This is a genomic window from Prevotella sp. P3-92 (assembly GCF_002251205.1).
Lineage (GTDB): Bacteria > Bacteroidota > Bacteroidia > Bacteroidales > Bacteroidaceae > Prevotella.
Genome location: NZ_NPJE01000047.1, coordinates 1 through 23,240 on the forward strand (window position 1 = coordinate 1; position 23,240 = coordinate 23,240).

General features: G+C 45.7%; 15 protein-coding genes and 2 pseudogenes. 7 read left to right on the forward strand and 10 right to left on the reverse strand.

What is annotated here, in order from left to right:
* Window positions 1–141 precede the first annotated feature (141 nt).
* Complete coding sequence (gene nagB, locus CIK93_RS06965; RefSeq protein WP_094436585.1) at window positions 142–936, forward strand: glucosamine-6-phosphate deaminase; 795 nt, start codon at window positions 142–144, stop codon at window positions 934–936.
* Between the two features lie 187 nt (window positions 937–1,123).
* Here nagB and dnaA read toward each other — a convergent pair whose 3' ends face one another.
* From dnaA to CIK93_RS06990, 5 genes and pseudogenes are all read right to left on the reverse strand, one after another.
* The gene (gene dnaA / locus CIK93_RS06970) at window positions 1,124–2,533 is read right to left on the reverse strand and encodes a chromosomal replication initiator protein DnaA (RefSeq protein ID WP_094446981.1); all 1,410 of its coding nucleotides are present in this window, start codon (window positions 2,531–2,533) and stop codon (window positions 1,124–1,126) included.
* 369 nt (window positions 2,534–2,902) lie between these two features.
* Window positions 2,903–3,805 carry an MlaD family protein gene (locus CIK93_RS06975; RefSeq protein ID WP_094390180.1) on the reverse strand — a complete coding sequence of 301 codons (903 nt, stop codon included), beginning with the start codon at window positions 3,803–3,805 and terminating at the stop codon, window positions 2,903–2,905.
* An 884-nt stretch (window positions 3,806–4,689) separates the two neighbouring features.
* Window positions 4,690–5,440, reverse strand: a pseudogene (locus CIK93_RS06980) (N-acetylmuramoyl-L-alanine amidase); the annotation flags it as partial.
* A gap of 52 nt (window positions 5,441–5,492) precedes the next feature.
* Complete coding sequence (gene folB, locus CIK93_RS06985; RefSeq protein ID WP_094446982.1) at window positions 5,493–5,882, reverse strand: dihydroneopterin aldolase; 390 nt, start codon at window positions 5,880–5,882, stop codon at window positions 5,493–5,495.
* Window positions 5,883–5,898: 16 nt separating this feature from the next.
* Window positions 5,899–6,354, reverse strand: a pseudogene (locus tag CIK93_RS06990) (ribonucleoside-diphosphate reductase, adenosylcobalamin-dependent); the annotation flags it as partial.
* A gap of 897 nt (window positions 6,355–7,251) precedes the next feature.
* Here CIK93_RS06990 and clpB point away from each other — a divergent pair.
* The 4 genes from clpB to CIK93_RS07010 all read left to right on the forward strand — a co-directional run bounded on the left by clpB (window position 7,252) and on the right by CIK93_RS07010 (window position 12,156).
* Window positions 7,252–9,840 (forward strand): ATP-dependent chaperone ClpB, encoded by a 2,589-nt coding sequence (gene clpB, locus CIK93_RS06995; protein WP_094446983.1) that lies wholly within the window; start codon window positions 7,252–7,254, stop codon window positions 9,838–9,840.
* Window positions 9,841–10,117: 277 nt separating this feature from the next.
* Entirely contained in the window at window positions 10,118–10,858 is a 741-nt protein-coding gene (locus tag CIK93_RS07000; protein WP_094446984.1) for a nitroreductase family protein, read from the forward strand.
* An 8-nt stretch (window positions 10,859–10,866) separates the two neighbouring features.
* Window positions 10,867–11,559 carry a DUF4230 domain-containing protein gene (locus tag CIK93_RS07005; protein ID WP_094446985.1) on the forward strand — a complete coding sequence of 231 codons (693 nt, stop codon included), beginning with the start codon at window positions 10,867–10,869 and terminating at the stop codon, window positions 11,557–11,559.
* Window positions 11,560–11,568: 9 nt separating this feature from the next.
* Window positions 11,569–12,156 (forward strand): DUF4230 domain-containing protein, encoded by a 588-nt coding sequence (locus CIK93_RS07010; protein ID WP_173815127.1) that lies wholly within the window; start codon window positions 11,569–11,571, stop codon window positions 12,154–12,156.
* Between the two features lie 266 nt (window positions 12,157–12,422).
* Here CIK93_RS07010 and CIK93_RS07015 read toward each other — a convergent pair whose 3' ends face one another.
* The 4 genes from CIK93_RS07015 to CIK93_RS07030 all read right to left on the reverse strand — a co-directional run bounded on the left by CIK93_RS07015 (window position 12,423) and on the right by CIK93_RS07030 (window position 19,929).
* Entirely contained in the window at window positions 12,423–13,892 is a 1,470-nt protein-coding gene (locus CIK93_RS07015; RefSeq protein WP_094390175.1) for an MFS transporter, read from the reverse strand.
* A 140-nt stretch (window positions 13,893–14,032) separates the two neighbouring features.
* Entirely contained in the window at window positions 14,033–16,522 is a 2,490-nt protein-coding gene (locus CIK93_RS07020; protein ID WP_094446986.1) for a bifunctional UDP-N-acetylmuramoyl-tripeptide:D-alanyl-D-alanine ligase/alanine racemase, read from the reverse strand.
* Entirely contained in the window at window positions 16,519–17,316 is a 798-nt protein-coding gene (locus tag CIK93_RS07025) for a GSCFA domain-containing protein (RefSeq protein WP_094446987.1), read from the reverse strand. The genes CIK93_RS07020 and CIK93_RS07025 overlap by 4 nt, the downstream gene beginning before the upstream one ends.
* Window positions 17,317–17,355: 39 nt before the next feature.
* Entirely contained in the window at window positions 17,356–19,929 is a 2,574-nt protein-coding gene (locus CIK93_RS07030) for a YfhO family protein (RefSeq protein WP_094447011.1), read from the reverse strand.
* A gap of 89 nt (window positions 19,930–20,018) precedes the next feature.
* On the opposite strand from CIK93_RS07030, the gene mtnN reads away from it, so the two are divergent.
* Complete coding sequence (gene mtnN, locus CIK93_RS07035; protein ID WP_094390172.1) at window positions 20,019–20,669, forward strand: 5'-methylthioadenosine/S-adenosylhomocysteine nucleosidase; 651 nt, start codon at window positions 20,019–20,021, stop codon at window positions 20,667–20,669.
* On the forward strand, window positions 20,662–21,141 hold the full coding sequence (locus tag CIK93_RS07040; RefSeq protein WP_094446988.1) for an S-ribosylhomocysteine lyase: 480 nt from the start codon (window positions 20,662–20,664) through the stop codon (window positions 21,139–21,141). The genes mtnN and CIK93_RS07040 overlap by 8 nt, the downstream gene beginning before the upstream one ends.
* Before the next feature lie 71 nt (window positions 21,142–21,212).
* On the opposite strand, the gene typA is transcribed toward CIK93_RS07040, so the two are convergent.
* The gene (typA, locus tag CIK93_RS07045) at window positions 21,213–23,015 is read right to left on the reverse strand and encodes a translational GTPase TypA (RefSeq protein ID WP_094446989.1); all 1,803 of its coding nucleotides are present in this window, start codon (window positions 23,013–23,015) and stop codon (window positions 21,213–21,215) included.
* Window positions 23,016–23,240: the final 225 nt, after the last annotated feature.

Sequence of the window (23,240 nt, forward strand, 5' to 3'; positions counted from 1 at the left end):
TATTATATGTAATGTGCAAAGATAAACATAAAATTCCGATTTATAGGGTTCTTTTGAAAAAAATAGCCTTTAGCATGTATATTTTTCATGAATTTATACTACCTTTGCGTTACAAAAGTTAACACCAAATACATTTTAAATATGAGAGTTATTATTGAATCTGATTATCAGAAATTGTCGCAATGGGCTGCAGAACACGTTATTGAGCGTATTAATGCTGCCAAACCTACCAAAGAACATCCTTTTGTACTCGGTTTGCCAACTGGTTCTTCACCAGAGGGAATGTATGCTTGTCTGGTAAAAGCCAACAAGGAAGGTCGTGTGTCGTTTAAGAATGTGCTGACATTTAATATGGATGAGTATGTAGGATTGCCTGAAAGTCATCCTGAAAGCTACCATTCGTTTATGGCTCGTAATCTTTTTGACCATATTGATTGTCCGAAAGAGAATATCCATATTCTTAATGGTAATGCAGAAAATCTTGCAGAAGAGTGTGCTCGTTATGAGCAGATGATAGCCGAAGCAGGTGGTATAGATCTTTTTATTGGGGGTATAGGTCCTGATGGTCATATTGCTTTCAACGAACCTTATTCTTCGTTGACATCTCGCACTCGTGTCAAGACATTAACAACCGATACGATTATTGCCAACTCTCGTTTCTTTGACAACGATGTAAACAAGGTGCCCAAGTTGGCGCTTACTGTAGGTGTTGGTACTGTGATGGATGCTCGCGAAGTGATGATTCTCGTCAACGGCCACCATAAGGCTCGTGCCATGAAGGCGGCTGTAGAGGGTGCTGTTACTCAGGAGTGGACTATTTCTGCCCTTCAGATGCATCAACATGGTATTATCGTGGCTGATGAACCAGCTGCTGACGAACTGAAAGTTGCCACCTACAAGTATTTCAAGGATATAGAGAAAGACAATCTGTTGTAATCAGACAATTGCGATGAATGTCAAAGGCGAATAGCTGTCAGACTTTCGTCGTCTGAAGACAAACGGACAGATAAACGCAAGCAGGATTATCGAAAATGATAATCCTGCTTGTATTTTATCCTCTTGTTTGTATGGTACATCCCCAATCAATATAGGAATTGGAATGTGTACGATTGGAGTTGATGTGTTATTGTTTCAGTTTGAAAGAGTTTTCGATGCTGGTCACTTCTTCTACAAATGCCTTATCAACTTTCATGCGCTGGTCTATCGTATTGCAGCTGTGAATGACTGTTGAGTGGTCGCGACCACCTACCAACTGTCCAATTCTCGATGCAGGCATCTTGGTGTATTTCTGTGCGAAGTACATGGAGAGTTGTCGGGCAATTACAAATTCGCGTTTGCGAGAACGGCTCATTACGTTGGGTTGGGTGACATTATAGTGTGCGCATACCTTTTCGATGATATCGTCGATGGTCAGGGGACGGTTGTCCACCTTCACGGCACGTTTGATGACACGTTCAGCGAGGCGCATGTCAATATCGCTATTATATACAATAGAGTATGCCATCAATGAGTTGACCACTCCTTCCAATTCACGTACAGAACTATTGGCGGTTTCGGCAATAAACTGAATGACGTCGGCAGGGAATTTTAGACCGTCACGGCGACATTTGGTATTGAGGATGTCAATGCACAATTGCACGTTGGGTTTATGCAATTCGGCTATCATACCACATGAGAAGCGAGTCAGCAAGCGATCCTTCACACCTACCAAATCAACTGGTGGACGGTCGGCAGCCAATATAATCTGCTTTCCACAACGGAACAGATGATCGAATACGTGGAAGAATGTGTCGAGGGTCTTGGTGGCTGCAGCCCATTCCTGAATGTCGTCAACGATGAGCACATCGATGGTTTGATAGAAATGAATGAAGTCGTTGACCGTGTTCTGACGTACCGCATCGGTATATTGCACTTGGAACAATCTGGCAGATACGTAGAGTACACGTTTCTGTGGATAAATCTCTTTGCAGCGCACACCAATAGCATTTATAAGGTGTGTTTTACCGCTACCTGACGGACCGTAGATAAAGAATGGATTGAAAGTGGTGCGTCCGGGGTGCTCGGCAATGGAGAGACCGATGGTGCGTGGCAACTTGTTGCTATCGCCTTCGATGTATCGCTGGAAGTTCTTATGGGGATCCAGTTGTGGATTTAAATCCTGTGGGGTTGCTGCATCGAGGGTGGTGGGGGATTGGTTGGCACGTGTTGAAACCTTTGGCTTGTCGATAGCAACAGATTCGCTACCTTCTTCGTCAACGGTAAGACCGTGTGCTTTGTCAACCACAACACGATATTTCAGCGCAATATTAGTGCCGAAACAGCGATGCAGTACTTTGCTTAGCAATTCCACATAATACTGCTCCAATACTTCATAGACGTAGCGGCTTGGTATTTGCACGACAAGTGTCCTGTTGTCTTCGTCGTAAGAGTCGAAGACAATAGGTTCAAACCATGTTTTGTACTGTTGCTCAGAAACGTTATCTCTTATTAGCGAGAGGCAGTCGTTCCAAAGCAGTCTAGGAGCTTTGTCCATTATGGAATTTCTTTAGTATTTTTAGTTAAAAGATACGGTTGCTTTTCGTTAAGCGGATACAAAGTTCGCACTTTTTTTTCAATTAACCAAATCTTTATTTTTTGTTTGTTATATATATATTCCTCTAACTGCCTATTCCTGTGGTATTTACGGGATATGGCTTGTTTTTGTAGTCGTGAAACACTATTGTAATAATGTAACTCCTTATATAATAGTCTATTAACGCCGTGAATCAAGACCTATTGCAGGTCTGTTCTGCTATCTCTCAGATGGTCACGAAATCGTCTGATAACGAGCATAAGACCTATCTTTTTGGGTCATGTGCTTCTGATGGTTGTTATTTAGACTAATTAAAAACAAGCATCTCTCTTATTTATCCTTCTTTCCGAACACAGAGAAGTGTACGTAACGCTTAGGATGTGCTTTCAAGTCGATGAGTAGAGAATCTGCACTTGCAGCAGTTGAACTGAGTCTGTAGTAGAGTTGAGGATCGCTCATGAGCAGTCCGAGTGTGCCCTCTTTGCTGTTGAGCCTGTTGGTCATTTGCTCTACGTTATCCAGCGTTTGGTTGACTTTTGCCGTCATAGTGGCAATATCCACGGCGCTGAGGTTTGCTGTGAGTTGCTCTGTATTGGTGAGAACTCCATCTGCTTTTTTCATAACCGATGGGACATCTCTGTTCAGACTGGCAGATAGTGATTTGAGTTCTACGCTTGTTTTATTGAGATTGTCGGTCATTCCTTCCACGTTGTGCAGGGTGTTGCGTAGTGCAGGGTCTGCCAATAGGATGTTGAGGCTTGCCATGATGGAGTCGAGTTTTGGGAGCATACGTTCTACGGTCGGCATCATTTGTCCCACTTGGTTCATGAGTCCCAGTTCCATTCCGCCTTTGATAGAGTCGCCGGCAGCCATGAGTTGTGTGGGGTTGCCCGACAGAATCAGGTTGATTTTGATATTGCCGAGCAGATCACTTGCCAGTTCGGCACGTGATCCGACAGGTATGCGCATGGCTTTATCAAGTCCTACAACAGCCACGATATTGTTGGGGTCGTTGTAGTTATAGTCTATGCGTTCCACGACACCTACTTTATATCCGTTGGCATAGACAGGCGATGAAGCCGACAGTCCACTTACATCGTTGAACACGAGATAGTAGGTGTTGGTGTTTGAGAATATGTTGAGTCCTTTAAGAAACTGCAATCCATAGAAAAGCACGAGTATGCCGAAGATGGCAGTTAGTGCGATTTTGACTTCTTTTGTGAAAAATTTCATATTTAAGTTTTTTCTTTATTTCTTGTTTTTGTTTCTTCTGTATTCTTGTATTGCTTGTTGCACATTGGCCCTACGTCCGTCTTTGAAGGCGATGATGAATGCTTCGGGGAAGCGTTCTGATAGTGACTTGCGGAGTTGGTAAATCTCCTGATAGTCGGTTGATGCGCCTACGGTATATTTGAACATGCCGTTTTCTTCGTAATAATCTACGTTTTCCAAATCTTTCAGCATGGGGCTGTTTGGATTCTGACGAGCTGAACTGGCAAGTATCTGTACCTTGAATATGGGTTGTCCGCTTGTCTGTTGAGGTGTGAAAACGGTATTTGCTGGTTTCTCAACCGTCTTTACTGTTGGTTTTGTCGCAGTTTTTACGGGTTCTGCTTCAGTCTTTTGTACTGGTTTTGCCGCAGTTTCGGCATTTTGTTCCGCCTTTGGGGTTGGTGGAGCAACGGTTTTGTCGTGACGTACTTCTGTCTTATGAACGGGTTTTTCTACTGGTTTTACTTCCGCCTTTGGTGTTGGTTTTGAAGCCGGCATTATTGGTTCTCCTTGTTGAGAACTGTTTTTCCCTGTCTGGTTATTGCGAGTTGGATCTGCCATGAGGATAGAATCCACATCGGTTGATGGCTTTTTATTGTTGTCGTCAACGGTTGTTCTTCCTGCTCTGGCGTTGGCCAGTTCCTGCAATACCTGATTTTTTTGCGTCTTGTTGTCTGTTTTTGGCTTTGCCTGCGGTATGTTGTTTGCCAGCGGTTTGTTGTCCGTTTTGTCGTTTTTGGTCTTTGGCGCTTGTTGTTTTTGGCTTGGCGTGGCTATTGTCGGCACGTTTACCTTTTCCGGTTCCTGTATTTGGTATGAAGGTTGTGTTGCCGCGTCTGATTTTTTTTTAAAGTCGAGAAATGCTTGATAGATGCCGAAACCGAGTTTGTCAATACCGTCTTTAGAGTTCAGAAAGCGCTCTTCGTCTGCAGTAGAGATGAAGCCTAACTCGATCAGACAACTGGGCATCGATGTTTCGCGGAGTACAAGAAATCCGGCTTGCTTAACGCCTTTGTTGGGTCTGTTGGCTGATGCGCATGTGCGGCGTTGTACTGCTCGGGCCAGTTCGACGCTCTTCTCCATGTTTTTGTCTTGTATGAGTTCAAACATTATATAGCTCTCGCTTGACCGTGGGTCGAATCCCTGATAGCGTTGCTTATAGTCTTTTTCCACGAGAATAACTGAGTTTTCTCGTTTAGCTACCTCTAAGTTGTCGTTGGCTCTATGCATACCGAGGGTATAGGTTTCGAGTCCTCGTGCTATGCGTCCACCGGGTAGTGAGTTGGTGTGTATGGAGATAAAGAGGTCTGCTTTGTTTCTGTTGGCTATGTCAGCACGTGTGTGCAACGGTATGAAAACATCTGTTTTGCGAGTATAGATGACTCTTACGTCTGGGCAGTTGTTTTCTACGTATTTTCCGAAGGCGAGTGCAACATTGAGGTTGGTGTTTTTTTCCTTAGAAAAAGAGCCTACTGCACCAGCGTCGTGACCGCCGTGACCTGGGTCGATGACAAGGGTGAATCTATCTTTGGCGGCTGCCTGTAAGGCCGTCGCCACCATTATTAATAATAGGTATAAGGTATTCTTTTTACACATATTAATTGTTTACCGTTTGCAAAAGTACGCATTTTCAGTCAAAAACCAACTGCTAAAGCATAGTTTTTTGCTCATTTGTCATAATTACCCTTACTCCGGCTCCCTCGCAATCAGCTCCCATCGGTGGATTTTTCTTGATGATGTTGAGGTCGATTTTTGTAATGTTGGGGTATGTGTCGAAGAGTTTTTTGCAGATTCTTCCCGCCAGATGTTCAATCAGCTTTGATGGAGTCTGCATCTCCTGACTTATTGTTTGATAGACGTCAGCATAACTGATGGTATGGCTCAGATCATCAGTTTGCATGGCATGAGTGAAGTCGTATCCTATCTGGATGCTAACCTCATAATCGTTTCCGACGGTCTGTTCCTGCGGCATGACGCCGTGGTAGGCATGGAAGCGAGCTTTGTTGATGATGATGCTCGTATCAAATGGTGTCTTCATTCTCCTTTTCTGTGAAGGTTCCATCGTTGACGTATTTCTTGAGTGCACGTTCCACGCCGATCTTCCATGTATTGATGCTTTCGTTTTGGAGCTGGAGCGACCCTACCAGTTTTACCACATGTGCGATGGGCATGCGGTAGCGCAGCACACCAGAAATCAGTTTCGCGTAGTTCCAGTATTCTGGGTTGAACTTCTCAGATAGTCCTTCAACGGTTGTTTTGTATCCTCGTTTGTTGACGAACTGGAAGTCATAACGCTTTGTTCCATCTTCGTTTACCTGTTTTACGATTTTTCCGTGTGTGACCGATTTAGGCAACATAATGCCTTCGTCGTCGTCTTGCAGACCAGTAAAAATCTCGTAAGGGTATCCGTCGAGCAGTCCTACGAGTGCCACCCATTTGTCTTTATTGTTTTGAAAGCGCACCACGTCACATTCCAGTTCCTTAGGCCTGACCTCTGTCACTTCTGGTCTCGCCGCCTTGTTGACTACGTGTGAAATCAGTTGGAACATGAAGTTTGCCTGTTCCGGTTCTAGTGCGTTGAGACATGTGTGTAGTATCTGGCTCATAGAGTCAGCGTTTATGATATGTCCGATAGACGTACTGATATCGGCCAATTTACCTGCCACATTCAGCACTTCGTCTGTCTTGGCTGGTGTTTGTTCGTTTATCTTTTCTGTTTGCATACTCATTTTGCAAAGGTACGAATAAGCGAGCGTAATACAAAGAAAAACTCGTTTTTTCTTTTATTACCGAGCGTAAGTAGCTTGGACGCTTAGCGTCAGAGGTAAAGAATAAGCGAGCGTAATACAAAGAAAAAACTCGTTTTTTCTTTTATTACCGAGCGTAAGTAGCTTGGACGTATAGCCTCATAAGGCATTTATATAGACCTAAAGTCCAAATACAAACTTATTATGGGTTGCGGAAAAGTTACATTCGCTGTTCGATAGATTCTGAAAGTTCAAATTTATATAAGCGGTAAATCTACGCTAAGTTTATAATGAAACTATTGGAGTTCTTGACTTCTCGATGTGTTCGGGATGCATTCGGGATGTGTTCGGGATGAAGGTGCTAAAAGAAACAGAGGCGGTACGTCCCAAGTTCCTCCCATGTACGTCCCAAGTAAGTCCCATTTTTTGCAGAGGGAATGGGAATACGATGGGAGGGGGGAGGGAGAAGAGTGTAATTGTTGCCTATGCGAGGATGTTACGCAAAAACAACCATCGGGAAGTCGTATAAGCGTTTAAAATACAGACAAAATGGCATAAATATCTGCCTAAATGGCGCAAAATACAGTTCGGCACAAGTGTTGAATAATAGATAAGTGAACAAGTAACAACAGAAACAAAAATAATTAGGAGGACAAGAATATGACATTTGACAAGTTTACAATCAAAGCACAAGAGGTGGTGCAAGAGGCCGTCAATACTGCTCAGATGAATGGGCAGCAGACCATTGAACCAATCCATGTGCTCAAAGGTATTCTGACGAAAGCCAAAGACGTATCGACTTTCATCTTTCAGAAGTTGGGAGTCAATGCCAATCAAGTAGCTATGCTCGTAGATCAGGAGATTCAGCATCTGCCCAAAGTACAAGGCGGACAGCCCTATTTGTCTAACGATGCTAATAGCGTGCTCACCAAAGCCATGGATACTGCCAAGCAGATGGACGACGAATTTGTTAGCGTAGAACCTATCTTGTTGGCGCTGTTGACCGTGAATAGTACTGCCAGCCGTATCCTTCGCGATGCGGGTTGCAACGAGAAAGACATGCGGGCTGCGATTCAAGAGCTACGCCAAGGACAGAAGGTGCAGAGTCAGAGTGGTGACGAGAATTTCCAAAGTCTTGATAAATACGCCAAAAATCTGGTAGAGCAAGCACGCTCAGGCAAACTTGATCCTGTCATTGGACGTGATGAGGAAATACGTCGCGTGTTGCAGATTCTATCGCGCCGTACCAAGAACAACCCTATATTAATAGGTGAACCAGGTACTGGTAAGACCGCTATCGTAGAGGGATTGGCTCAGCGTATAGTACGTGGAGATGTACCTGAGAATCTGAAAGACAAACAACTCTACTCACTCGATATGGGTGCGCTGGTGGCTGGTGCGAAATATAAAGGTGAGTTTGAAGAACGACTCAAAAGCGTCATCAACGAAGTGACCAAGAGCGAAGGACGCATCATCCTTTTCATCGATGAAATACATACCCTCGTGGGAGCAGGTGGAGGCGAAGGCGCTATGGATGCAGCAAACATCCTTAAACCAGCATTGGCTCGTGGCGAACTGCGTGCCATTGGTGCTACTACGCTCAATGAGTATCAGAAGTATTTCGAGAAGGATAAGGCATTGGAACGCCGTTTCCAAACCGTCATAGTAGATGAACCAGATGAGCTCAGCGCCATTTCTATCCTGCGTGGACTAAAAGAACGCTATGAAAACCACCATAAGGTGCGTATTCAAGACGATGCCTGTATTGCCGCCGTGAAACTCTCCGAACGATACATTAGTGACCGCTTCCTGCCTGATAAAGCCATCGACTTGATGGATGAGGCTGCAGCCAAACTACGTATGGAGCGCGACTCTGTACCTGAAGAACTCGATGAAATCACTCGACGCCTCAAACAACTGGAGATTGAACGTGAAGCCATCAAACGCGAAAACGATCAGCCCAAACTACAACAACTCGACAAGGATATTGCCGAGTTGCGCGATCAAGAAAAACAATATCGTGCAAAATGGGAGGGAGAAAAAGCGTTGGTCAACAAGATACAAGAGGACAAACAGCAGATAGAAAACCTCAAACTGGAGGCTGAACGTGCTGAACGTGAGGGTAACTACGAACGTGTGGCAGAAATCAGATACAGCAAACTCAAAATGCTCGAAGATGATATCAAGCACATTCAGGAACAACTCAAGAGCACACAAGGCGGAGAAGCTATGGTGCGCGAAGAAGTGACCGCCGACGATATTGCAGAGGTGGTAAGTCGTTGGACCGGCATTCCTGTAACTCGTATGATGCAGAGCGAACGTGAGAAACTGCTCCATCTGGAGGAAGAACTCCATCATCGGGTTATCGGACAGGATGAGGCCATTCAAGCTGTGAGTGATGCTGTGCGCCGCAGTCGTGCTGGTCTGCAAGACCCTAAACGGCCAATAGCATCGTTTATCTTCCTCGGTACTACCGGTGTTGGTAAAACCGAACTCGCCAAAGCGTTGGCAGACTATCTGTTCAACGATGAAACCATGATGACGCGTATTGATATGAGCGAATATCAAGAGAAATTCAGCGTTTCACGCTTGATTGGTGCGCCTCCGGGATATGTTGGCTATGATGAGGGCGGACAACTGACAGAGGCCGTGCGTCGCAAACCATATTCTGTGGTGCTCTTCGATGAGATAGAGAAGGCCCACCCAGATGTGTTCAACATCCTGTTGCAGGTGCTCGATGACGGTCGCCTTACTGACAACAAAGGACGTACGGTAAACTTTAAGAACACCATCATCATCATGACGTCAAATCTGGGTAGCCAGTTTATCCAGCAGGAGTTTGAGAAACTCAACGCCACCAACCGAGAAAGCATCATCGCCAATACGAAAATGCAGGTGATGGATATGTTGAAAAAGACCATCAGACCGGAGTTCCTCAACCGTATCGACGAGACCATCATGTTCTTGCCGCTTACCAAAGCGGAAATTGCAAACGTGGTTCGGCTCCAGATGAATGCGGTCAAGAAGATGCTCGAACCACAGGGCTTTACGCTCCGCGTTACCGATGCAGCTATCAACTATCTTGCCGATCAGGGATACGACCCCGAATTTGGTGCTCGACCTGTAAAGCGTGCCATCCAACGACTGGTGCTCAACGACCTGTCGAAAAGGATATTGGCCGAGGAAGTCAGTCGCGAACAGCCAATCACAATCGACGCCAACGGTGCAGGATTGCAGTTCCGCAACTGATCAACGGACAGTATATCATCAATCATTCTGTTACGGTATCGCCTGTAATACATACAGACGGTATCGTTTTTTTATGTTTGTAGAGTACTCTCGTTCGGGAACAAAAAAGAAATTTGCGTATTTCTTTTTGTATTCCGCTCACTTATTCGTACCTTTGACGCTACGCATCCAAGGTACTCTCGTTCGGGAATAAAAAAGAAATTTGCGTATTTCTTTTTGTATTCCGCTCACTTATTCGTACCTTTGTTCCCATAATATTAATAATGTATAATGCAATATGAAGAATCTTTTGACCCGTACATCAATACGCAAATATAGTGATAAACCAGTTGAAGAAGCCTTGCTCGACCGCTTGATGAATGAGGCGGCACGAACACAAACCATGGGAAATCTACAACTCTATAGTGTTGTGGTGACTCGTTCCGACGAAATGAAACGAAAACTCGCACCTGCACATTTCAATCAACCCATGGTGACTGAGGCGCCGGTAGTACTCACCATCTGTGCCGATTTCCATCGCACATCTGTCTGGGCACGTCAGCGAAAAGCCGTTCCTGGGTACAATAATTTCCTGTCGTTTGTCAATGGAGCCATCGATGCACTACTCTATACGCAGACTCTCTGCAATCTTATGGACGAAGAGGGACTCGGTTACTGCTACTTAGGAACTACCGTCTATATGCCACAGATGATTATCGATACACTCAATCTGCCGCAACAAGTAGTACCTTTGGCAACTCTGACCGTTGGATGGCCTGCCGAAAAACCACAGCAGACTGACCGACTGCCCTTGGATAGCTTTGTCCATCGGGAGACCTACCACGACTATACGGCTGATGACATCAACAGATACTATCAATTGAAAGAGAGTTTGGAAGAAAACCAAAACTTCTGCAAAATCAACAATAAAGAGACTTTGGCGCAAATATTTACCGATATTCGCTATACGAAGAAAGATAATGAGGCGATGTCTGCCGGACTCTTGGAAGTGCTCCGCAAACAGGGTTTCATGGAATAAAATAGCTCATGAAAAAACAAGTAAAGACTGCATCTGCCTTTCTGATGCTTATATTGGGCCTCGTCATTCTGGCCATGACAACCTGTCGCGGATCTCATAACAAGCCGCAACAGGTTGCCAACGATACACTCGGAGTGATGGTCATGCAGATACAGAAATGTAGCAGACTCTATACTGCAGAGGCTCAGGTGCGTAAAATAGTGACGCAAGACGATCAGATGCGCTTGCAGGGATCTATCTTCAGTCATAAGTTTGACGTTCATGTACCTGGTTCTGAACGAAAAGTTGCAATCCCCATCGATGCTACTGTTAAGGCTTACATTGACTTTGGATCTTTCAGCAAAGAGAATGTGGTGCGACATGGCGACAGAATAGAGATAATCTTGCCAGACCCGCAGATGGTGATGACCAGCAGCCGTATAGACCACGAACACATGAAAGAACATGTGTCATTGGCTCGCAGCAACTACTCTGATAAAGAACTGGCGCAACTCGAACAGCAAGGACGCGATGCCATCATCAAGGATATTCCCCAGCTGGGACTTATAGAAACGGCGCGACTTAGTGCTGCCAATATCCTAATACCGATGCTGAAGGATATGGGCTTTGCCGAACAGCATGTTACGGTGACTTTTAGAAAAGATTTCAATGTCGACAAATCACAGTTGAAAGTGGTGTCCTCTGACGTCGAACAACAATAGTGATGAATTATGATACGAACAATAAAACGAATCGGCATCTGTCTTATCCTATTAGCCTTTCTGGCTTTTGGAGGATGGGTGTTCTGGATGAACAAGGATAACGAGGTGGCTGTAGAACCACAACAGCAAGTGGAACTATCGCCTACACAGGTGCGCTCGATAGAGGCAATAGGTCAATGGGAGTTTCTTGCCGTTAGCGACGAAGAATTGGTGGATACTATTCGCAAAGGCTTCTTCTCCGACGATCAGTTGACACGAATCTATTATGGCACACTTCGCCTGGGGGTTGATATGAGTCGGGTACAGGAAGGATGGGTCACCATGCGTGGCGATACTATTGTCTGTACGTTACCTCCTGTGCAGTTGCTCGATAAAAATTTCATAGACGAAGCGCGTACACGTTCTTTTTATGAGAGTGGGAAATGGAGTAATGCCGACCGCGAAGCACTCTATCTTAAGGCTTGTGACATGATGCGTCGTCGCTGTCTGACCGCTCAGAATATGAATACCGCACGTGACAACGGGCGCACACAGTTCAGACATTTGCTTCAAACCATGGGCTTTGACAAGGTCGTGGTTAAGTATGAAGATAATTAATCAGACAGTTCCAATAGCCTTATGACCCAATTGGCGATAATCTGTTTTTATGGTCTATAAAAAACAAATCGGTCATTATAGGTGTGTTTAATCCGCGGTCATGCATGTAATATAATGACCGATTGAAGATAGATAAGTGAAAAGGGAAGAGCATAGCTCTTCCCTTTTCTCAGATGATTATTGTACCAATCGGTCTTGGCAACCGAAATGGAATGATGATAATATCTTTTCTTTTTTGGTCTTATTCAAACAATCAGACTTTGTGATTATTCAACCACGATGGGCTTGTATTTTGGAACGAGCACCTTCATAATAGTCCAACCAATGATGTAAGCTATGGCACAGATGCAGAAAACAATCATGTAGCCTGCAGGTTTGCCTTCAAAACCGAAGAAGGTGAAGTCTGCACCCTGCTGTTCTGCATAGGTAAAGAGCTTACCCGAACATTTGTTGATAAGCATCGACCCCAGTCCTCCAGCCATAGCACCGATACCGGTAATAGTGGCAATAGTAGATTTCGGGAACATGTCGCCAATGGTTGAGAACAGGTTGGCTGACCATGCCTGATGACCTGCACCTGCAAGGCCAATGATGATGGCGGGCCACCATGCGGGGTCGATAGGAGAAGCCTCCCATGCTGCCAGAGGCTGAGCAAGCAGAGCAGTCATCGGGAAGAATGTGAAGAGCAACATAGCACGCATGCGACCTGCATAGGCTCCCATACCCTTCTTCTCAACAAAGTATTTGGGCAGATATCCACCAAAGATGGACAATACGGTTACTATGAAATAGAGGGTGAAGATGAGCAACTGACCCATACCTGACGATGATTTGTAGCCAAACTGGTCAGAGAAATAGGCAGGAGCCCAGAACAGGAAGAACCACCATACACCGTCGGTCATGAATTTACCCACGATGAATGACCATGTCTGACGATAAGTGAAGCAGTTGAGGAAGCTGATCTGTGGACCTTCGTCGTCTGCATCCTTAGGATCTGCATCGGTTTCGGCATCCTGATTGATATAAGTGAGCTCTGCAACATTCACATGGTTGCTCTTGTTGGGTTTCTCATAGAATACTACCCAGAAGCCCATCCATACAAAACCGAGCACACCGATGATGATGAATGCCATCTCCCAACCGAACCACTCTGCCAATGGGGGAATAGACAGCGGGGCGACAAGAGCACCTACTGATGCACCGGCATTAAAGATAGATGTGGAAAATGCACGGTCTTTTTTCGGGAAATACTCGGCTGTTACCTTAATAGCGGCAGGGAAGTTTCCTGATTCACCCATCGCCAATACCGAACGGCAGAACAGGAAGAGATATACGCTGATGGTGGCTATCGACAAGGCTGTGGCAGATCCTGCTTGTACGGCACGAAGTGCTTCTACCGAGTCAAGACCTTCATACTTCATCGTTATCCAACCGCATACTGCATGGAGACATGCACCCAGCGACCATACGAAGATAGACCAAAGGTATCCTTTCTTAGTGCCCATCCAGTCGATAAACTTACCGGCAAACAGACAGAATACGGCATACAGGATGGAGAATACTGCCGTAATCGTACCATAATCGTCGTCGGTCCAATGAAATTCAGGAGCGATAAAGTCCTTCCAAGTCAAGGAAAGCACTTGTCGGTCCATGTAGTTGATGGTTGTTGCAAAGAACAACATCGAGCAAATTACCCAACGGTAATTGGTCATTTTTGTGGTCTGTACAGAACTCATATTATTGTTTTTATTGATGTTTTAGCGTAGTTTGGATGCAAAGTTACTAATAAAAAATGAAAAAAAAACGAGTGTGTGGACCTTTTTCACGTAAACGATAACGTTTAGAAGATTGTCCACACACCCGATTGTGTTGTATGTTAGTCTTGGAAATAGACTTTCTTTACGCGATTGCTCACACCAGTCAGTACTTCATAAGGTATGGTGTCGAGCACATCGCTCAGTACTGTTACCGGCAAATGTTCGCCGAATATCTCTACGCTGTCGCCTTCCTTACAGTCAATATCAGTCACATCAATCATAGCTACGTCCATGCAGATATTACCAACATAAGGTGCTTTCTGTCCATTCACCAAACAATAGCAGGCGCCACGACCTAAGTGTCGGTTCAGTCCGTCGGCATAACCGATGGGGATAGCGGCTATGATGGAGTCACGCTCCAATATACCACGGCGGCTGTAGCCTACGGTTTCGTCCTTCGGCACATGGTGCATTTGTAGTATGGTGGTCTTCAGTGTGCTGACGGTATGTAGTATTCTATTGTCGCGAGGATCGATGCCGTAGAGCCCAAGTCCCAGTCGGCACATGTCGAGTTGGCGTTCTGGAAAGTGTTCGATACCTGCAGAGTTGTCTATATGACGCAGTATCTTGTGAGAGAAGGCTGCTTGCAACTTACTGCTTCCTGCATCAAATTTACGGAACTGCTCTGCTGAGAAAGCATCAAAGTCATCGCTGTCGCTACCTACGAAATGCGAGAACACCGAACGGGGGATGATGGCACTCTGTTGTTTCAGTCGGGCTATCAACTCTTCGATATCTTTTTCTGGATCGAATCCAAGTCGATGCATACCTGTATCGAGCTTGATATGTACAGGCCAGCCGGTAATACCTTCTTTTTCTGCGGCATGGATAAGTGCATCCATCAAGCGGAATGAATATACTTCAGGCTCAAGATCATAGTCAAACATGGTCTTGAATGCAGTCATTTCGGGGTTCATGATGATGATATTCTGTGTGATTCCGTTGCGACGTAGGGTTACACCTTCATCGGCAACTGCCACAGCAAGATAATCCACGCAATGGTCTTGTAGGGTTTTTGCCACTTCTACAGCTCCTGCGCCGTAGGCATCGGCTTTTACCATACATACCAGTTTTGTCTCAGGTTTGAGGAACGAACGATAGTAGTTCAAGTTTTCAACTACCGCATTGAGATTCACTTCGAGTATGGTCTCATGAACTTTCTGTTCCAGCAGTTCGGTCAATTGGTCGAAACCAAAGGCTCGTGCGCCTTTCAGCAGTATCACTTCATCGTGTAACGAATGGAATGTTTCACTCTGTACAAACTGATTGGCATCGGTAAAGAAAGCCTTATCAGCAATGGTGATACAATCAGCACATTTCATAAGCATCGGACCAATGCCGATAAAGCGTGCCACACCGCGTTGCTGACAGAGGTTGTTGACTTCGTCATACAGCTCGAAATCACTTTTTCCACTCTGTTGTATGTCGCTCAGTATGAGTGTGCGCTTACGGCCCTGATGGTCTGGACGCCGGTTCATGAAGTCGAGTGCGATATCAAGTGAGTTCACATCTGAGTTGTAGGAATCGTTGATGAGGGTACAGCCATGGCGACCTTCCTTCACTTCAAGGCGCATTGCTACTGGTTCGATTGCCTGCATACGCAAGTCAAGGTCTTCGTTTGTCACACCGAGATAGCGTGCTGCTGCAGCACAGGCTATGGAACATTCCACCGATGCTTCATCGATAAATGGCAGATGATATATTCCGCGTTCTCCTTTATATATATAAGCCACTTCTGTCAAACCGGGTTTTTCGTTAGAAGGCTTAACGCTTGCCACATAGAAAGGTGCCAATTCGTTCTCACGGCTCCATCCTATTTTCTCACCGTCATAGCCGGAACGGCGTATACAACGGCTCACGGTGTTGTCGTCGCTATTATAGAAAATCACCTTTGCTCCGTGGAACAGATGGAGTTTCTCTGTACATTTCTCATCCATCGAGCGGAAATTCTCCTGATGTGCATCACCAAGGGATGTCAAGATGCCAATGGTGGGCTGGATGATATCGCGCAGACTTTCCATCTCTCCTGGTTGGCTGATGCCTGCCTCAAACACACCAATGTCTGTTTGTTCCGACAGCAACCATACCGACAGGGGCACGCCAATCTGCGAATTATAGCTACGTGGTGAACGGGTTACTGTCATTTGTGGGGAAATCAGTTGGTACAGCCATTCCTTGACCATGGTCTTTCCGTTCGAACCGGTGATGCCCACAATGGGGATATTAAACTCATCACGATGGCGTTCTGCCAAGCGCTGCAAGGCAGAAAGGGTAGAGGGTACAATCAGAATGTTTGCATCGGTATATGTTGTAAGGTCTTCACCTTCCACTTGCAATTTTTCCACAACAAAGTTACGAACACCTCGTCGGTAGAGGTCTTTGATATAGCGATGTCCGTCGTTGCGCTGTGATTGCAGTGCAAAGAACAGCGATTCTTCGGGGAAACACAACGAACGGCTGTCGGTAAGCAACCATCCTATCTGAGCATCGGTATTACCGATACGACGCGCGCCAATAAGCGTGGTAATCTTTTCAATAGAGTAAATCATAACGCAAAATTACCATATTTTTTTCTTAGTTCTTCTACTTTTAACATAGTTTTATTCATAAAAGTGCGATAAGCTTCTGATTCTGGCGCAAAAGGCTTATGTCCTAGTGCCTGTTTCACAGGTTGCCATTCGCTTAGAAACTGTCGGGCACGATCACTGAGATATGTTTCACAGAGCCGTTCCCAAATATAATCCACTGCTTGCTCAGAGGGATGGAGCATGTCTGCGGCATAGAAACGGTAGTCGCGCAACTCATCGTTGACAATCTCGTAGGCAGGGAAATAGTGCACATTTGGCATTTTCGCCACTTCGTCGGCTGCCAGTAATAGAGTGGCTTTCGACAGTTGGCTGCCATGGTAACCGTATTTCCTATAGCGGATAGGACTGACTGTTAGCACCACTTCCACATCGGCACTGCGACTTTGCAATAGTGCTATGGCTTGTCGCAGATAGTCGGCACACTGACTGACCGTCAATGTTTCCTCTTGAAAGAGGTGGTGTGGGCGTTTCTCGCAGTTATCTACAATTTCGCCAGTTTCCTTCAACCGATACACATGGTTGGTGCCGAGTGTGAAGAAGGCCACGGGGAAAGTATCGCTGGTTCGCATCACCGTATGGAGAATGGATACTGGATTATACATCACACCATAGGGATTGACCGTCGCACGAAACTTATTTTCCACAAACCGCTGACCGATATTGTCGGCGAAGCAAGAGCCTACAAACAGTATCTGTTCTAAGGGCTCTATGCGGAATGATGGTTCCGTGATAGTGACAGGTGTTCTGAAATCCATATATCAGTTTCTATTATTTTATGAATACGTTCTTAGTTTCTATGACTTGGCTTGTCGCTGGCAACGAATATATTCAGCAATCAATACCACAATCAGCAAGAGCATGATGCCCATAGCAATATAGGCGATGGTTTCAGTATGTGTGATGCTCTTCGGTTTAAAGGTGAGCACCACCTGATGGTGTCCGGGCTTCACGTTCAAGGCACGGAGCACATAGTTGACACGTCCCAGCTCTTGTTGCTCGCCATCTACTGTGGCAGTCCATCCTGGATAGTATATTTCAGAGAATACCACCACTCCGCCTTTGCCAGACTGCACTTCGTAGGTCAGTTCGTTGGGTTGATAGTTCTTGAGTGTGACAAGGCTAACAGCATCTTGCTGTGTGCTGTTGCCCAATATATCCTTGAACTTGCTGTCAGCAACTGCATGATGACGCAGGTCAATCTTATCGAGTGCGTCAATCTCGGCATTGGCATTCTCCACATAATCCACTTGGTCCACAAACCAAGCATTGCCATAGCGGTATGGGTTTTCTATCGGTACCGTTTGGTTGGCTTGCAGTGGCAGAATGAAATATTTGGTGTTGAGCATGTTGAGCACTGGATAAATCGAGTCGCCATTTACTTTGGTCATATCACCCTGTGCCTTGTTGAAAGCTGTTGCGAGACCTAGAATCTCCTTTTTGATATGTTCGTCAATGAGCTCCTGATAACGGCGCAACTTAGCAGCATGGTATCCACCGATACTCTTCAGGTAGAAACTTGTCTCGTTTTCGTTGAAGGTGTCGCCTGCCAGATTGAGCACACGGAAGTCGAGTGTCTTGTCCTGTAGGATATGGTCAATGGCAGCCGACTTCTGTACAGGTTCTTCACGTACCGTCTTTGAAACAAACATTTCATCGTTGAGGTATCGTTTGTTCACTTGCCACATATCCACCAGACAGAGCACAACCAATGCTCCCACGAGCCATTCCTTGCGTATTTTCTTCATGCTGAAAAGAAGCAGTAGTGCAGTACCGATAGCAATGATGACAAATGATCGAATGCAGTCGGCAGTGAATACGGCTTTGTGCATAGCGGCCAGACTTGGCAAGATGCGCGGATATATATTCTGCTGATAGTTGGCAAGCATATCGGGATAGTTGCCCAACACATTTGTCAATTGAGCGTTGAGTCCATTGATGGCATCTGCATCGTGTATGGAATTGAAGTCAAAGAATACGTCTGGCAGTATCGCAAACAATAGTGCCAGTCCACCGGTAAGTCCGAATGAAAGATAAAACCACTTCTTCTGTGTTTTCAGTATTTCGGGTTCATCCACTATTTTTTTCAGTGCCAACATGGCAAGCAGTGGAATGGTAAATTCAGCAATGACAAGAATAGATGCCACCGTTCGGAACTTAGCATACATCGGCACATAATCGAGGAAGAAATCGGTAAACGGCATGAAGTTTCTACCCCATGATAGGAGGATAGAAAGAATAGTGACTGCCAGTAATGCCCACTTCATGGGGCCTTTGACGATAAACAGTCCGAGGATAAACAGCATCAATACAAAGGCACCGACATATACAGGTCCTGCAGTCATAGGCTGTGTACCCCAGTATTCCGAGAAACTGCCGTAGATATTCATGTTGAATGTATTCTGGAAGAAGTCGCTCACCTCTGCATCTGCTTTTTTCATGGCAGTGGGATCAGAGGCAATGCTCACGCTGGCACCACCTTTAGTGTTGGGCACCAACAGGGTCCAAGTCTCGTCTATTCCGTAGCTCCATTGTGTGATATAGTCACGATCCAGTCCGCTTGATGTTTGGTTAGCGGTATTCTTCTTCACCAGTTCGCTTTGTCCACGCATCGTCTCCTTGCCATACTGCCATGTATGGTAGAGGTTCGACATGTTGATGCAAATACCGATTGTAGCACCCGCTATACATACACCAGTAGCTTTAGCCAGATGTTTCCAGTCTTTCTTCATCGCACCTTCTATGATGAAGGCAATAGCCATTGCTACTACAACAAACAGGTAATAGTAGGTCATCTGCACATGATTTGCCAATACCTCCAGTGCAGAGAATAGTGCAGTGACCAGGAGTCCCAGCATATATTTTCGCCTATAAGCCAATACTACACCGGCAATCATCGGTGGTAGATAAGCCAGTGCAATGACTTTCCAAATGTGTCCAGCGGCAATGATGATAAAGAAGTAGCTGGAGAATGCCCATACAACAGCGCCCAGTGTAGCAAGATACCATCTGAAATCGAATGCTCTCAACAGAATATAAAATCCCAATAGATAGGCAAACACATACCATACGTTTTCCGGCAGCCATAGATGGTAGGCATTGCCCACTTGTGCAATGGTGTCGGTACTATGATATGATGGCGACGTCTGATAGGTAGGCATACCTCCGAAGAGCGAATTGGTCCATCTTGTGCGTTCTCCTGTACGTTGATAATACTCTGATGCTTCCTGTCCGGCGCCGCGTCCTGCCGATGAGTCGTGCCGGTATAGGATACGTCCTTCAATATCTGCAGGGAAGAAATAGGCAAACGATATTGCCGCAAACAAAATCACTACCAAGATGTCTGGTAGCCACTGTTTCAAACTTTTCATAACCGTTTTGTTTTTGTTTCTGAGTGCAAAGATAACCATTTTACACAAATTTTCGTAACTTTGCACGCATAAATCAATAGAAACAAAACATGAAAATAGGAATTATCGTTGCAATGGACAAAGAATTGCAACAATTACAACACCTCTTCACCGATGGCAACGTGGTTGTTGAGAAGTGTGGCATTGGTAAGGTCAATGCAGCTTTAGGTGCTGCCGAAATGATTCGCAGGCACCATCCCGATGTCATTGTGTCGAGTGGATGTGCTGGTGGCAACGGCGATGATATCCATGTTCAGGATGTTGTGGTAGGTGCAGAAGTGAGTTACCATGATGTGTATTGCGGTACTTCAATCGATCAAACCACTGTTTATGGTCAGGTGCAGGGAATGCCTGCCCGTTATAAAGCCGATGGACAATTATTGGCGAAAGCCTGTCGAGTGAAGTGTGAAGGCTTTTCTGTCCATCCCGGATTGATTGTCACTGGCGATTGGTTTGTTGATTCCAAAGACAAGATGCGTGACATCATCAGCCATTTCCCCGAAGCCAAAGCCGTTGATATGGAGTCGGCAGCCATTGCCCAAACGTGCTATAAGTATGGAGTACCCTTCATCTCGTTTCGTGTGGTGAGTGATATTCCTCTTCGCGATACCGATGCTTCCATGTATCATGACTTTTGGAATACCATTGCCGAAAACTCTTTTCAAGTAACCAAGACATTTGTAGAATCGCTATATGAATAAGATACCCAGTTTTACGATAGACCATGAGCGTTTGCTCCGTGGCATCTATGTGAGTCGCAAAGACCAAGTAGGTGGTGAGACCGTTACCACTTTTGATATCCGTATGAAGGAGCCCAACCGTGAACCCGTGCTCCACAATGGTGCCATCCATACTATCGAACATCTTGCTGCTACCTATCTGCGCAACGATGCTGAATGGAAAGATCGCATCATCTATTGGGGACCGATGGGCTGTCTGACTGGTAATTACCTTTTGATTCGTGGTGATTACGAGAGTCGTGACATCCTCGAACTCATGCGCCGCACCTTCCGTTTCGTTGCAGATTATGAAGGCGAGATACCCGGTGCTGCACCTCGCGATTGCGGCAACTGGTTGCTCCACGACCTTCCCATGGCACGTCTTGAAGCCCGCCGCTATGTAGAAGAGGTTCTCGATCATGCTACTGATGAGAACCTCCACTATCCGGAATAACCCAGACTTATTATTTATCCTCCATCGGTCTGTTTGCCGATGTGGGATATATCCGATTCATATATCCTCGGTTACGACTTATTAGCCTTTTTGCGCTGGTCGTGGTCGAGGATAATTTTACGCATACGCATTGACTTAGGAGTAACCTCTACGAGTTCGTCTTCCTTGATATACTCCAAGCACTCTTCGAGCGACATCACTGTCTTCGGTATGATGCGAGCCTTATCGTCCGAACCTGAAGCACGTACGTTGGTCAGCTGTTTGGCTTTTGTCACATTCACCACAAGGTCGTTGTCGTGAACATGTTCGCCGACTACCTCACCGTAATATACATCTTCGCCTGGATCGATGAAGAACTTACCACGGTCTTGCAACTTGTCGATAGAGTAGGCGAAAGCAGTTCCAGTTTCCATGGCAATCATCGAACCGTTGGAACGTCGCTCTATATCGCCCTTGTAAGGTTGATATTCTTTGAAGCGGTGTGCCATGATAGCCTCACCTTGCGATGCTGTCAATACATTGGTACGCAGTCCGATAATGCCTCGTGAAGGGATATTAAATTCGATATCCACACGTTCTCCGAGATTGATCATCGAGGTCATGTCGCCTTTGCGTCGTGTCACCATGTCAATCATCTTAGAGGCAAATTCCTCAGGCACATTGATGGTGAGTTCTTCGATAGGTTCGCATTTCACTCCGTCAATCTCTTTATAGATTACCTGAGGCTGTCCCACCTGCAGTTCATAGCCCTCACGACGCATGGTCTCGATGAGTACCGAGAGGTGCAGCACACCACGTCCGCTTACTATCCAGCGGTCGTTAGCGTCTTCCACTTGCCTTACGCGCAGCGCAAGGTTCTTCTCCAGTTCCTTGTTCAGTCGCTCGCTGATATGTCTTGAAGTCACAAACTTACCCTCTTTACCGAAGAATGGTGAGTCGTTGATAGTGAAGAGCATCGACATGGTGGGTTCGTCGATAGCGATAGGAGGCAGTGCTTCGGGATTTTCTGCATCGCAGATGGTATCACCGATTTCAAATTTCTCCAATCCGATTACGGCACAGATGTCGCCGCAATCTACTCGTTCTGTGCGCTGGTGGCCCATTCCATTGAACACGTGCAACTCTTTTATCTTTGTTTTCTCCTGCGAACCATCGCGGTGGCAGATGGTCACTTGTTGTCCGTCTTTCAGATATCCACGGTGTACACGTCCCACAGCGATACGTCCGGTATAGCTGCTGTAGTCCAAACTTGTAATAAGCATCTGTGGAGTGCCCTCAATCTGTTTTGGTGCTGGAATCACCTCAACAATCTTGTCGAGCAGATAAGTGATATCGGTGGTAGGCTTGTTATAGTCTTCGCCCATCCATCCGTTTTTAGCTGATCCATATACTACAGGGAAGTCGAGTTGGTCTTCTGTAGCATCGAGAGAGAACATCAAGTCGAACACCATTTCATATACTTCCTCTGGTCGGCAGTTGGGTTTATCTACTTTGTTCACCACCACGATAGGTTTCAGACCGATTTCCAATGCCTTTTGCAGCACGAAGCGAGTCTGTGGCATAGGTCCTTCAAACGCATCGACCAGTAGCAGACAACCGTCTGCCATGTTGAGTACGCGTTCCACTTCGCCTCCGAAGTCGGAGTGTCCTGGAGTGTCTATGATGTTGATTTTTGTACCTTTCCAGTTAATACTTACGTTTTTGGAAAGAATCGTGATGCCTCTTTCGCGTTCCAAGTCATTGGAGTCCAATACTTGGCTACTCAGGTCTTGTCCCTCACGGAATAAGTTTCCTGCCAGCATCATCTTGTCCACGAGCGTAGTTTTGCCGTGGTCCACGTGTGCGATAATCGCAATGTTACGGATATCCTGCATTCTCTTAATTTTAAAATCGACTGCAAAGGTACGAATAAGTGAGTGAAAAGCAAAAGAAAACGGAAATTTTCTTTGCTTTTCCGAACGAGAGTACCTTCGTCGCATAGCGTCAAAGGTACGAATAAGTGAGTGAAAAGCAAAAGAAAACAGAAATTTTCTTTCGCTTTTCCGAACGAGAGTACCTTCGTCGTGCAGCGCCTACCTCCGTCTTATAGCGTTCAAAGT

What these genes read in the sequence shown, in the direction of transcription:
- nagB (WP_094436585.1), top strand. Translation starts at nt 142, where the DNA reads ATGAGAGTTATTATTGAATCTGATTATCAGAAATTGTCGCAATGGGCT.
- dnaA (WP_094446981.1), bottom strand. Translation starts at nt 2,533, where the DNA reads ATGGACAAAGCTCCTAGACTGCTTTGGAACGACTGCCTCTCGCTAATA.
- CIK93_RS06975 (WP_094390180.1), bottom strand. Translation starts at nt 3,805, where the DNA reads ATGAAATTTTTCACAAAAGAAGTCAAAATCGCACTAACTGCCATCTTC.
- folB (WP_094446982.1), bottom strand. Translation starts at nt 5,882, where the DNA reads ATGAAGACACCATTTGATACGAGCATCATCATCAACAAAGCTCGCTTC.
- clpB (WP_094446983.1), top strand. Translation starts at nt 7,252, where the DNA reads ATGACATTTGACAAGTTTACAATCAAAGCACAAGAGGTGGTGCAAGAG.
- CIK93_RS07000 (WP_094446984.1), top strand. Translation starts at nt 10,118, where the DNA reads ATGAAGAATCTTTTGACCCGTACATCAATACGCAAATATAGTGATAAA.
- CIK93_RS07005 (WP_094446985.1), top strand. Translation starts at nt 10,867, where the DNA reads ATGAAAAAACAAGTAAAGACTGCATCTGCCTTTCTGATGCTTATATTG.
- CIK93_RS07010 (WP_173815127.1), top strand. Translation starts at nt 11,569, where the DNA reads ATGATACGAACAATAAAACGAATCGGCATCTGTCTTATCCTATTAGCC.
- CIK93_RS07015 (WP_094390175.1), bottom strand. Translation starts at nt 13,892, where the DNA reads ATGAGTTCTGTACAGACCACAAAAATGACCAATTACCGTTGGGTAATT.
- CIK93_RS07020 (WP_094446986.1), bottom strand. Translation starts at nt 16,522, where the DNA reads ATGATTTACTCTATTGAAAAGATTACCACGCTTATTGGCGCGCGTCGT.
- CIK93_RS07025 (WP_094446987.1), bottom strand. Translation starts at nt 17,316, where the DNA reads ATGGATTTCAGAACACCTGTCACTATCACGGAACCATCATTCCGCATA.
- CIK93_RS07030 (WP_094447011.1), bottom strand. Translation starts at nt 19,929, where the DNA reads ATGAAAAGTTTGAAACAGTGGCTACCAGACATCTTGGTAGTGATTTTG.
- mtnN (WP_094390172.1), top strand. Translation starts at nt 20,019, where the DNA reads ATGAAAATAGGAATTATCGTTGCAATGGACAAAGAATTGCAACAATTA.
- CIK93_RS07040 (WP_094446988.1), top strand. Translation starts at nt 20,662, where the DNA reads ATGAATAAGATACCCAGTTTTACGATAGACCATGAGCGTTTGCTCCGT.
- typA (WP_094446989.1), bottom strand. Translation starts at nt 23,015, where the DNA reads ATGCAGGATATCCGTAACATTGCGATTATCGCACACGTGGACCACGGC.